This window comes from Acaryochloris thomasi RCC1774, from assembly GCF_003231495.1.
Classification (GTDB): Bacteria; Cyanobacteriota; Cyanobacteriia; order Thermosynechococcales; family Thermosynechococcaceae; genus RCC1774.
In genome coordinates this window covers 35,341-47,864 of the sequence record NZ_PQWO01000012.1, presented here as the reverse complement: position 1 = coordinate 47,864, position 12,524 = coordinate 35,341, and the positions used below count along the sequence as shown (strand labels likewise).

Sequence of the window (12,524 nt, the reverse complement as noted above, 5' to 3'; positions counted from 1 at the left end):
AGCAGCTTCAATGCATGACATTAAGCATTTCTCTGGGGAAATTTCTCAATGTGGGCAACACCATATAGCGTGAGCTGCTTATTTCTAAGTCGCAGCTGATCCACACGAAGCTGCATGCCCTCTAAAGAAAACTGGTCTAAATCAAGCAGATTATTCACATGCTGAGTTAGCATCTGGCCTAGCTCTACAGACCCTTGATCACCACGACAGTTAACATCGACAAATTTCAGCCGATGCCGATCTTCAATCACCACGCGAGCTGTGATGTCTATTTCAAAAAGTTGCTCGGCCTGCCCCTTGCGCACCCAACTTTGCATCCTCAGCGACTGATCTTCATCATTAATCGTGATTTGAGTCTGCTCGAACATCAGGGGCTGCCCCTCAAAAGAGAGCTGCTGGAGCTTTTCCTTGAGAAAATCTGTGTTAAATGAGGCCGTCAGATCGTCTTCTGTGAGCGCAATTCGCATTGAAGCTTGTGTCGGCTGCCGGAGTTTGACGTGGCCCCTCAAGATAGAGCCAAAGTCAATGGAGAGCGCCTGTAGATAAAACTCCATCCGGTCAACTCTGAGACCACTGTGCATCAATAGCTCCTGACCTGAGAAGTCAAACCCGTCAACACTGCCCTGCAGCAGCTTTGATACCGGTTCAGCCCTGACTTTAACCTCTAGCTTCTCTGTTTGCTTAAGTAATGAAGCAACGGCGGTTTCAACCACCTTGCTGACAAGCTGATCGCCGCGCTGACGGGGTGCAGTCATAGTAGGCACTGGTAGGTTAGCAATCATAGGTCTATTACTTTTGCTGGTGAGCCTTTAGCCTAGCGTATCCATCCAGAAATGTAACGGAATATTTCGGCAAATTATTAAAAATTATTTAATTTTGTGATAAGAGATGTCAATCAATGCACTTGTATAGTACGAGTGCTAATTGGGTACCGCCCCCCACAAAGGGCCTGTTGACAGAAAGGGGGACCGTAGCCATTGACCTACCTCTACCAGTCCCGTGAGATTTACTAATGCTTGAGGTGGGACGTCAAGAAGCACGCCAATGGCTCTGTGCGGACGACCTCAACACTTAACCATTAACAAGTGGATCACTCACGCTCGCCTTTGTCGGACTCTTTTAGGGAGCGAATGAACTCACGAACAATATCTGTCTTGGTTCGCTTGGCCTTCTTTGCGTACCGATCGAGTATTTTTAACTCGTGCTCTGGAATTCTTATGCACAGTTGATTTTGGGGCATGCGTATAGATATATGCTATACTTCAAATATACCTTAAAAGTGATCGTGCTATGTTGCTCAGGCACTTTAGGGTCGCAGTCAGAAAAACACGTGCTGCATTGATAGAAATCAACGTGACTCAAGCTACGCTTCAACATCACCGCAGATAGCGTTAATTCAATAACACGGCGATCACACTGGCGAAGCTTTTTCAGAAGCAAATATATCGATGGAGCGCAATTGGTTCCTCTGTGAGGCAGGGCCAGCGTCGTTTATCGGAGGGAGTAGCGCTAGGCTGCTCTAGCTTGTAATGTTTACGTCGCAAAAGGTTGATAGTGCACCTTCCACTGCTCGTGAGGTGTATTTGGGGCGCACATTGCCCTCCTTGATTGACGAAGCCTGTGAACATAATCCTAATCCTCAAGCGTTCAACACCTGGACCCGAGGGGGGTGGCAAGCACTCTCGACGGAAGAGTTTCGGACTGCCGTCGAAGAGCTGGCTTTGGGGCTGAGGGAGATGGGTCTATCGCAGGGCGATCGGATTGCTCTGTTGATGCACAGTGACGTTAACTTCTGTCTTGCGGATATGGGCTGTCTGCTGGCCCATTTGGTCAACGTCCCGATTTATATGGGTGAGACGCCTGAAAATATGGTGTTCAGTTTGCAGCACAGTGAAGCAACGGCTCTGGTTGTTTCTAGTGTTGAGGTTCTACAGCAGGTGGCTCCCTGCTTGTGTGAGCTGTCCTATCTCAAATTTATGATCGTGGCTGATGGCTTAGATGATTCGGTTTCGAGTGATCATCTGGTGGCTCTACGGGCATCTCTGCCGGAAGAGATACAGCTTTTTCCATTGGCCGCAGTCCGGGCATGGGGAAGGGAGCAGTTCTCTGAGCAAACAAGGATGGCTCTGCGGGCTGAGATTGCTCCGCAGGACGTGGCGACGATTGTGTATGTTGCAGGCCCCACAGGTCGCTGTCAGGCTTTTAGAAGTCAAGTGCTGCCCGTTTTTCGGATGGTAGCAGCACTGCAGCAGCGGCTGAAGCCCAGTGCGCCCTACGTGTGTGAACGGCCCAAGGGCGTGATGCTTACGCATGAAAATTTAGCGGGTGATGCTCTAGCGGCCTTTAGCGCTATGCCCGGTCTTAATACGGGGCCTGAGGAGAGGGTTTTGTCTTTTTTGCCACTGACTCATGTTTTTGCACGAGTGATGCTGTACGGGCATCTTAGCTACGGCCATAGCGTTTATTTCACGACACCCCAGCGGATTGTCAAGCATCTGCGAGAGGTCAAGCCGACGATTTTATCTACGGTGCCGCGCCTACTAGAAAAGGTTTATCAAAAGATTCAAGAACGCGGTCGCAAAATGCCTCGTTTTAAGCAGGTGATTCTCGAGTGGGCTATTGATTTAGCGCAGCGCTATGAGCTAGGACAGCAGTCCGGCTGGCTGTACTCTCTGAAGCGGAAGCTGGCGGATCAGTTGGTCTATCGCCAGTGGCGAGAGGGGTTTGGCGGCCGTTTGAAGTATTTGCTCTGTGGGGGAGCTGCACTCAAAGCAGAGTTAGCCACGGTCTTCTCTGCTGCGGGGATTCCGGTGTTGCAGGGCTACGGTCTCACTCAGACCAGTGCAGTTCTTTGCGTCAATCGGGGGGCGTTGAATCAGGTCGGGACTGTGGGGGTTCCGATTGCGGGGGTTGAAGTTGAGATCGCATCTGATGGCGAAATTTTGGCCCGCTCGCCCTACACCATGAAGGGCTACTACAAAAATCCAGTGGAAACCCAGAATGCCATTGAGCCCAACGGCTGGTTCCATACCGGCGACTACGGAGAATTGACGGACGAAGGCTTTTTAAAAATTACCGGCCACAAGAAAAGCCTATTTAAGCTGTCCATCGGCAAATATGTCGCTCCTGAATGGATTGAGCGGCACTTGATGCAGTCACCACTGGTTGAGCGAGCCGTTGCCGTTGGTAATCAGCGGCCCTACTGCGCCTTACTGATCTTTCCGAGGCTGGGTAAGATTCATAAATTGGCTCGAGAGCTTGGCCTTTGGCTTCATCTTGAGGCGTTGTTAGAACATCCTCAGGTGATTGCCGAGTATCAGACCTTGGTTGACGCGGCAAATCAAACGCTGCCGTCATGGTCAACGGCAAAAAAATTTCGATTGATCAATGCTTCCCTCACCGTCGCCAATGGCTTGCTGACGTCTACACGGCAAATCAATCGAGAGGCTTTCTGTGCCGCTTTCGCGGCAGACATTGAGGCGATGTATGCTACGGCTCCTCAGGTGGTGGTGAAGCCCGAGCCAGCTTTGCCAGCCGATTCCCTATCCCCGACGCTTACGCTGGAAACCTCCTAGAAGCGTTTTATTTCCAACTATTTATAAGAAAGAGGTTTGAAGTCATGTTTAAACCGTTCCGCACCGCCGCAGTTCTGGGCGCAGGTGTCATGGGCACCCAGATTGCCGCCCATCTTGCCAACGCAGGTCTGATTGTTTACTTGCTGGATTTACCTGCTGCTGGCGATCGCAAAAATGCCCTTGTGGAAGCTGCCTTCAAAAAAGGGCTCAAGCAAAAGCCGCCGATTTTCTTTACAGAAAAAACATCTCGTCGCGTCATTCTCGGGAATTTTGAAGAAGACTGGCATCGACTCGCCAGCGTGGACTGGGTGGTTGAAGCAGTGATTGAAAAGCTAGACGTTAAGCAACAGCTCATGGCCCGCCTTGATGGTTTCATCCGTGAGGACGCGGTGGTGTCTACTAACACCAGTGGTTTACCCATTCACGCCATTGCTGAGGGGCGTTCAAAATCCTTTCAGCAGCGCTTTTTGGGGACGCATTTCTTCAATCCGCCACGTTATCTAAAGCTGCTAGAGCTGATTCCTACATCTACAACTGATCCAGAGATTGTGAAGCGGCTGGAGTGGTTTGGTCGCCTCCATTTGGGCAAAGGGGTGGTGATTGCTAAAGATACCCCCAACTTTATTGGCAATCGGATTGGCCTGTTTGTGAGTCTGCTGGGAATTCGAGCACTGACTGATCAGGGATACACCATCGAAGAAATTGATATTCTCACCGGCACACTCGTAGGCCGTCCTAAGTCAGCAACTTTGCGGACAGCAGATTTAGTGGGTCTCGATACGTTGACCTACGTCGCCGAGAATCTGTATCCGATGATTCCTGACGATGAAAGCCGCGATGTGTTTTTAGTGCCTCAGACTTTGAGGCAAATGGTGGAAGCCAGTTATCTGGGGGCCAAAACGGGTGAGGGGTTTTATAAAAAAGTAGGCGGCAAAATCTTGTCGCTGGATATTCAGACCTTTAACTACCGAAAAGCTCGGCCCATAGATCTGGGGGGCTTGGATGCGATCGCAAAAATCAAATCTCTACCGGAACGCCTCCAGGCTCTCTACAAAGACACAGGGCGAGCAGGAACTTTCTTCAGGCAAACAACCCTAAAGATTCTTAGCTACAGCGCTCACCGCATTCCTGAAATTGCTGACAGCCCTAGTGAGATTGATCGCGCCATGCGATGGGGATTTGGCTGGCGGCTCGGTCCCTTTGAGATGTGGGATGTGTTGGGGTTTGAAACTGTCATCAAGGATATGCAGGCATCGGGCATTGCCGTCCCGAGCTGGGTTGAGCAGATGCAGTGGGCCGGTGCCCATAGCTTCTATCAAGAGATTGGCCGCGAGGAAGAGGATCTCACCCAATCCCCCCATCCTCTCCACTTTGTGTATCAACCTCAGCGCGGCTATGGACCAATAGAAACGCCACGCGACGAATTCACCTTGGCCCCCTTCAAGGTCGACCCTACTCGAACGCTGTGGCAAAATTCCGAGGCCGCTCTGCTGGATATAGGCGATGGTGTGGTCTTGTTTGAGTTTCGCTCAAAGGGGAATACTCTCAGCCGGGTGGTCGTTGATGGGTTCTCTGAAGCACTCGATCTGATTGAAGAGGGCGATTATTGCGGTCTGGTGATTGGCAACGACGGTGAGCATTTCTCGGCTGGGGCCAACCTCGCCGATATGGTGAAGTTCTCACATCAAGATCGGGTCAATGTGTTTGCCGACTGTGAGCATGGTGCGATCGCAAAGCTCTTAGATCGCTTCCAAGCCCTGATGCTGCGGCTTCATTACTTCCCACAACCCATTGTGGCAGCCATTCGCGGGCGTGTTCTGGGCGGTGGCTGTGAACTTGTAATGGCCTGCCCTCATGTCGTAGCTGCTGCTGAAACCTACATTGGCTTGGTTGAGCTGAGCGTCGGCCTAGTTCCGGGTGCTGGGGGCATTATGACGATGGCAACCTGGGCAGCGGAACATGCGGCCACGGATGACCCCAGCGATATTCAGCCGTTCTTGAAGCGAGCCTTTGAGACTATCGGCACAGCCAAGGTCTCGGGCAGTGCCTATGAAGCCCAGGAGTGGGGATATCTGCCCCCAACTGCAGAGATTGTGATGAATAGCGACCGTCGTCTTTATGTCGCGAAGGAAGAAGTCTTGCGCCTTGACCATGAAGGTTATGCGCCGCCGCCGAAGCGGAATGCAATCAAGGTACTGGGAAAACCGGCCCGCGCTTTGTTTGAGACGGCAGCGTATCTGATGCAAAAGGGGGGCTACATCTCTGAATACGATCGCTTCCTTGCGAACCGTTTGGCCTATGTAATTACGGGGGGAGACCTGTCTGCACCATCGATGGTATCAGATGACTATCTGTTGGGTTTAGAACGGGAGATGTTCTTGCCTTTATTTGGTCAGAAGAAAACGCAAGAGCGAATCATGCATACGTTGAGAACGAAGAAGCCACTGAGGAATTAGTCGGGTGAGGGAGATAACTCTCCTCTGCATCTTCCTCACCTTTTCTACCTCGTATATAGATGATGACTGGACAAGGGGACGATTATGAATAACGCATATATTATCAGCAGCGTCCGTACTGCCGTCGGCAAAGCTCCTCGCGGTACGCTACGAAATAGTCGCCCGGACGATCTGGGAGCGGCTGTGGTGAAAGGGGCACTCCAACGGGTTCCTCAGCTAGAGCACGATCGCATTGATGATCTGATCTTTGGTTGTGCCTTCCCAGAGGCGGAACAGGGATTCAACTTGGGTCGCGTGATCGCAATGCGGGCTGGACTTCCTCACTCAGTGGCTGGGTGTACGGTCAACCGTTTTTGTTCATCTGGCTTGCAAACAATCGCAATGGCAACACAGGCCATCAGCGCGGGACATGCGGATGTAATGGTTGCTGGGGGGGCCGAGTCCATGAGCCTGATTCCGATGGGGGGGCATGATTTAGCGCCCAATCCAGAACTGCTATCTGAGGCCCCGGAAGCTTATCTCTCGATGGGGATTACGGCGGAGAATGTTGCCGAGGCGTTTAGTATTTCGCGGGCGGATCAGGATGCCTTCGGGTTGCGATCGCATCAAAAAGCTCTAGCTGCAATTCGAAAGGGCCGGTTCAAGGATGAAATCGTTCCCTTCCTTGTACAAACAACGTTGTATAAAAATGGCGAAACCCAGTCAACAGAAACACTATTCGAGATTGACGAAGGTCCACGAGCTGACACTAGCTTAGAAGCCCTAGCCCAACTCAAGCCTGTTTTCAAGGTCGATGGCACAGTGACAGCAGGAACCTCTTCCCAAATGTCAGATGGAGCTGCAGCCACAGTGGTTATGAGTGAACGCATCGTGCAGGAGCTGGGTATTCAACCGATGGGACAGCTAATTGGCTTTGCCGTTGCTGGCGTTGCACCCGAAATGATGGGAATTGGCCCGGTGGAGGCAGTACCTAAAGTTCTGAAGCAAGTGGGTCTATCGCTCAGCGATATAGGTCTGATTGAACTCAATGAAGCCTTTGCTTCGCAGTCCCTGGCGGTGATTCGTAAGTTGGGGCTGGACGAAAAGCTTGTGAACGTCAATGGAGGTGTGATCGCACTTGGACATCCGTTGGGGTGTACGGGGGCGAAGTTGACCGCGACGTTACTGCATGAAATGAAGCGGCGCGGCATTCGCTATGGTCTCGTGACCATGTGCGTTGGTGGCGGCATGGGTGCTGCAGGAGTATTTGAGAACTTGATGCTTTAGCGTTTTCCCTCGACCTTTTTCGTTGTTTCTATTTCCTCAGTCAATTACTTTAGGAGACCTCCTCATGATGCTCCTGATCACTTTTTCGACCTTGCTTGTAGCATTCATTTTGCTTGGGTATATCGGCGTTCCCCTCTGGATCTGGGCACTTTATGGTGCTGCTGTTTTAGGCGCACTCAACGCGCCGGTCTGGCTTTGGACTGTCTTCGTGACTTTAGTAATGGTGATGAATATTCCACTGCTCCGTTGCAGGCTGGTTACATCTCCCATTATGAAATTGATCCATGACTGGAAGCTTTTTCCTAAGATTTCAGAGACGGAACGAGCGGCTATTGAAGCCGGAAATGTTTGGGTTGATGGTGAGTTCTTTACGGGCAAGCCTGACTTCCAGCGTATTCTCAGTGAACCCTATCCACAACTCACGCCAGAGATCCAAGCCTTCTTAGACGGTCCCGTTGAGCAGGTCTGCCGCATGGCAAGTGATTGGGAAATCTACCAGCGCCAGGATCTCCCTCCCGAAGTTTGGGAATACCTTAAGCAAGAACGTTTCTTTGGCATGATGATTCCCGAAAAACATGGCGGTCTTGGCTTCTCTAATCTGGCTTACAGCGCTGTGATGGCAAAACTTGCCTCGCGCTCCTTCACCCATGTCGCCACAGTGGGCGTTACTAATTCATTGGGGCCTGCTAAGCTACTGCTGCGCTACGGGACTGAAGAACAGAAAGATAACTATTTACCCCGCTTAGCATCTGGAGAAGAGGTCCCCTGCTTTGCCCTGACGGAACCCCAAGCCGGATCAGATGCTGCCAGCATTACCTCTAGTGGTGTGGTATTTAAGGGCGAAGATGACCAGCTTTATATCCGTTTGAACTGGCAGAAGCGGTATATAACTTTAGGTGCGATCGCAACTCTCCTAGGCTTGGCCTTCCAGCTCCACGATCCTGATAATCTCCTCGGCAAAGGTAAACACCCCGGCATCACCTGCGCCTTGATTTCTACAGAAACACCGGGCGTCATTCAAAATCGTCGCCACGATCCAATGGGCGTCCCGTTCTACAACTCGCCCCTAGAAGGTCATGACGTGATCATCCCTGTTGAGCAAATCATCGGTGGCGTTGAGCAAGCCGGTCAAGGCTGGAAGATGTTGATGCAGTCCCTAGCGGCGGGTCGGGGGATTAGCTTCCCGGCTACCTGTACGGGTGTGACAAAACTGGTCGCTCGGATTGCTGGTGCTCATGCTGTTGTGCGTAAACAGTTTGGGCTATCCATCGGTCGCTTTGAAGGGGTTGAAGAACCGCTCGCTCGCATTGGGGGATTAACGTATATTGTTGACGCCGCAAGATTGTATACCTGTGGCGCGGTGGATCAAGGGGAGCAACCTGCGGTTGTCAGTGCGATCGCAAAGTCTCAAACCACTGACCTCGCTCGAACAGTCGTCATCGACGGCATGGATATCTTGGGCGGCTCGGGTATCTGTCGCGGTCCTCGGAATCTGCTGGCGAATATTTATACAGCGATGCCCATTGCAATCACGGTAGAGGGGGCGAATATATTGACGCGATCGCTAATGATTTTCGGTCAGGGAGCCATTCGCAGCCATCCCTATATCTACGAGGAGATTTCGGCACTGGAGCGATCGGACGTGGCCGCCTTTGATCAGGCCTTTTGGTCCCACCTGGGTCTGATGATTCGCAGCGGGATTCGAGCTGGATTGCTAAGTCTGACTCAGGGGCGGTTGGTGCATTCTCCGGTTCAAGATGAAACTGCGATTTACTATCGCAAGCTGGCTTGGGCTTCAGCGACGTTTGCCAATCTCAGCGATCTAGCCATGCTTTCGTTAGGCGGTTCCCTGAAGCGGCGGGAAACGTTGACGGGGCGCTTTGCCGATATACTCTCTTGGATGTATCTGGGGTCAGCGACACTGCGGCGGTTTGAAGCGGAGGGACGCCAGGTAGAGGATTTACCGTTAGTCCACTGGTCGATGCAGTATGCCTTGGCTCAAATCCAGGAGGCGGTTGAAGGAATTGTCAGTAATCTATCGCTGCTGTTGGGTGGCTTAGTGCTGAGCTGGTGGCAATTGAATCCGATAGGGACATTGCCGTCGGATCAGTTGGGGCATCAGGTGGCTCAGATCTTGCAAACGCCGGGAGAGGGACGCGATCGCCTCACTGCCAATATTCACATCCCCAACCATCCTGAGGAACCATTGGGGCGGCTGGAGCAAGCACTGCGCTTATCGGTTCAGGCGGAACCTGTTGCGAAAGCTGTTAAAAGTGCAATCAAGTTAGGGAAGCTGCCCAAAGCGAAACCGGCTCAACTGATCAATGCAGCCTTAGAGGCAGGTCTCATTAGTGAGACGGATGCCGCCCTGATTCAAGAAGCAGAAACACTACGCACCGATATGATCCAAGTTGATTCATTTACGCTGGAGGAGTATCAACAGCGATACAAAAATCGTAAGACTCCTGTGTTTTCAAATGCTATCTAAGCATTCTGAACATTGGTGATTAGCCATGATACCCAGACCTACTTTGGTCGCTATCATTTTTGTGGCCTGTAACTAGTAACGTTATGGGTTACAATTCATGAATGATAGCCAGCTTCAAGCACCGAGGGCTAAAGCAGTTTTTCGAGTCAGGAACCACCCGAGGGATTCAGGCAAAGCACGTTAAGCGAATTCGGATGATTTTGGCTCGTCTAAATGCTGCAACCTCCCCACAAGACATGAATTTACCCGGCCTCGTTCTCCACGAGCTAGTGGGTCAACGGAAAGGTACCTGGTCGGTTAGAGTCTCTGGAAATTGGCGAATTACATTTACTTTCGATGGCGTTGATGCCTGTGATGTCAATCTTGAGGATTACCACTGATGAAAATGCATAATCCCCCACATCCTGGAGAAGTACTTAAGGAGCTTTGTATCGAGCCCCTCAATCTAACCGTGACTGAAACGGCTGAAGCGCTGGGAGTCAGCCGTAAGACCCTATCTGCAATTCTGAACGGTAGAGCAGGGATTAGTCCTGAAATGGCGATTCGATTGGGCAAGGCTTTTGATACTTCTGCAGAAAGTTGGCTGAACCAACAAATGCAGTATGACCTCTGGCAAGCTGAACAAGCGGTTGGCAGTATCGAAGTTAAACGCTTATCGGTTGCCTAGTCTAATTCAGAGCTTGGATGTTCAATTAATAGTAAATTTGATGAAGAGATTCGTCGGCAAAGACTGAAACGTATTCAAAAATCTTTAAGTCTTACTAACGAGCAATCACTCAGTCCCTGACTAGCGGCTACATGTCGTGGAACGGTAAGCATACTTACGATGCGATTAATAGGCTTTATGAGATATGGCTCACTCGAACCTAACTTCTCTAGATAAGCAGCAGCTTACTACTCTGCGATGGGAGCTTAAGGGCACTCCTGCAGTTCACGCAATCTATCAGGAACTTAAAACCCGATCTCCCGAAGTGACAGTCAAAATCTCGGACCCAGATTGGGAAAATAAGGCTGATAAGGCACTGAAGCAGGCATTAGGTATAGCACAATGCTTAAGAAAAGAGCGTAGTGTTGCCTGACCAAACTGCCGAACAGGCTCTGCGTTTATCAGTCGTTAACTTGATAATGTCCGCATTTTGGAGTTATACGGTAGTTGGCGGATAATACCCCTCCAGCCGGATTTATCAGGCATCATCCGTATAATTAATAGTTAGATTTTGATAAGTTGATTTGGGAGTATTATGTGTCAGACGCATTTAATTTAACAGGACTTTTTCCGCTATTTACTGAAGCAATAGAGAGAGAAGAGAAGACCCTCGCCTTTGAAGTTGAAAATGGGAAAGGACGATTTCTGCTCTTGATGTTTTTTGATGATGAAGACACCGAAACATATGATCAACTTTTTGTGTATTTGCGCAATACCAGATACATGCTGAACTTGAAATTATATGGCAATCATATGCACAAAAAGTTCGATGTGTATATAAAGCCTTGGCAAGAAAATAAAATTAAAGAAGAACTTGGGATTACCGGCAATCCTTCAATGTCAAGATTTGAATTGCAAAAATTTTTGAATGATTTAAATTCTTCCTTTCCCACGTCGCTTTCATTAAAGGAAAAGATTGTGAATTTAAGAAGAAATTGGCAGGAGATTAGACCCAGTCTCCCTGATAAAGTTGTATTAGACGAGGATAAAACAGTCTTGATTGGTGAGAAAAGAGTTTCTAACGGAAAGCCACGCGAAAAAACACTCAGAAAGTTATATATTCACACTGAAGGGAATCCTGATGATATTGCTAGGCTTATCAGGTATTTGAAAGCTGCTAATATGACGGTTGCTTGGACAACTGAAGATAGTGGAAGAAGATCAGCAGACATTAGGGACTTTATCAATAGAGTGGCTGAATAGACGCTGTGGCTGTGCAGAATGATTTTCGTAATATACAGATCGGGTCAATCACTTACAATTCTATGATTTACTCGTTTTTTGCATTTCTAACCAAGAATGCAAGGAACGTTCGAATCACGCTACTCGCTGGGCGTTTTAAATTTTCGCTCACGCCCCTGATTTTAATTCGTTAGCTTTTCTTGCGGTGGCACTGTTTAAACTTTTTGCCGCTTTTACACCAACAGGGTTCATTCTTTTTCGGTTGGAAGGGTGGCAACATATCTCCATTGGTGTAAAACCATTTACCTTCTTCTTTGATAAAGCGCGATCGCTCATGGAGTTGGGCCGCAGATTCCCCTTCTTGGTACACCGCGACGAACTCAACAACACCGGCTTCATCTTCGGGTTGTCCAGCTTCGGTGGCGAGTACAGTTAAACCCAGCCAAGCCACATTATTGGCAGTAGCAGAGATCAATTGTCGGCTATTGGGTTGGCGTCGGCTGGGATGTTCGGTATTGAATAAGTAATCGATATTTTTGAGACAATAGGCAGAGTAGCGCGATCGCATCAGTTTCTCCGCAGTGGGGGCAGGAAACGGTCCTTGTATATACACACCACAGCACTGGGTCAATAACTTTTGACTGCCACAGGGGCAAGGTATCGAGGCGTTGCGATCGCCAGAAATAGGCATGGTTAAATTTCGACAGATAACGCTAGATTTTCAATCTCCTAGGATGTGTTAGGCCAAAGCCATAACGCACCATCATTCATCATAGAAGCCATTTGCTTACGAACCTCTCAGTGCCTAGCGCTTGAACGGATGCTTCGGGAGTAAGACTATCAACTGATAT

9 protein-coding genes are annotated in these 12,524 nt (G+C 49.8%); 7 read left to right on the top strand and 2 right to left on the bottom strand.

Annotated elements, in window-relative coordinates:
* Positions 1 to 20: 20 nt before the first annotated feature.
* Positions 21 to 755 (bottom strand): LmeA family phospholipid-binding protein, encoded by a 735-nt coding sequence (locus C1752_RS17680; RefSeq protein WP_199464436.1) that lies wholly within the window; start codon positions 753 to 755, stop codon positions 21 to 23.
* A gap of 774 nt (positions 756 to 1,529) precedes the next feature.
* On the opposite strand from C1752_RS17680, the gene C1752_RS17670 reads away from it, so the two are divergent.
* From C1752_RS17670 to C1752_RS17635, 7 genes are all read left to right on the top strand, one after another.
* Complete coding sequence (locus C1752_RS17670) at positions 1,530 to 3,575, top strand: AMP-dependent synthetase/ligase (protein WP_110987383.1); 2,046 nt, start codon at positions 1,530 to 1,532, stop codon at positions 3,573 to 3,575.
* Positions 3,576 to 3,619: 44 nt separating this feature from the next.
* On the top strand, positions 3,620 to 6,031 hold the full coding sequence (locus C1752_RS17665; protein WP_110987382.1) for a 3-hydroxyacyl-CoA dehydrogenase/enoyl-CoA hydratase family protein: 2,412 nt from the start codon (positions 3,620 to 3,622) through the stop codon (positions 6,029 to 6,031).
* 84 nt (positions 6,032 to 6,115) lie between these two features.
* Positions 6,116 to 7,297, top strand: a complete 1,182-nt coding sequence (locus C1752_RS17660; protein WP_110987381.1) for a thiolase family protein — start codon at positions 6,116 to 6,118, stop codon at positions 7,295 to 7,297.
* Between the two features lie 64 nt (positions 7,298 to 7,361).
* Complete coding sequence (locus C1752_RS17655; protein WP_110987380.1) at positions 7,362 to 9,785, top strand: acyl-CoA dehydrogenase; 2,424 nt, start codon at positions 7,362 to 7,364, stop codon at positions 9,783 to 9,785.
* 101 nt (positions 9,786 to 9,886) lie between these two features.
* Entirely contained in the window at positions 9,887 to 10,165 is a 279-nt protein-coding gene (locus C1752_RS17650) for a type II toxin-antitoxin system RelE/ParE family toxin (RefSeq protein ID WP_110987379.1), read from the top strand.
* On the top strand, positions 10,165 to 10,452 hold the full coding sequence (locus tag C1752_RS17645; protein WP_110987378.1) for a HigA family addiction module antitoxin: 288 nt from the start codon (positions 10,165 to 10,167) through the stop codon (positions 10,450 to 10,452). Before C1752_RS17650 ends, C1752_RS17645 begins: the two co-directional genes overlap by 1 nt.
* Positions 10,453 to 11,028: 576 nt before the next feature.
* Positions 11,029 to 11,694: a hypothetical protein gene (locus C1752_RS17635; protein ID WP_110987376.1), complete on the top strand. Its 666-nt coding sequence runs from the start codon at positions 11,029 to 11,031 to the stop codon at positions 11,692 to 11,694.
* 169 nt (positions 11,695 to 11,863) lie between these two features.
* On the opposite strand, the gene C1752_RS17630 is transcribed toward C1752_RS17635, so the two are convergent.
* On the bottom strand, positions 11,864 to 12,364 hold the full coding sequence (locus tag C1752_RS17630; protein WP_110987375.1) for a YchJ family protein: 501 nt from the start codon (positions 12,362 to 12,364) through the stop codon (positions 11,864 to 11,866).
* Between the last annotated feature and the right edge of the window lie 160 nt (positions 12,365 to 12,524).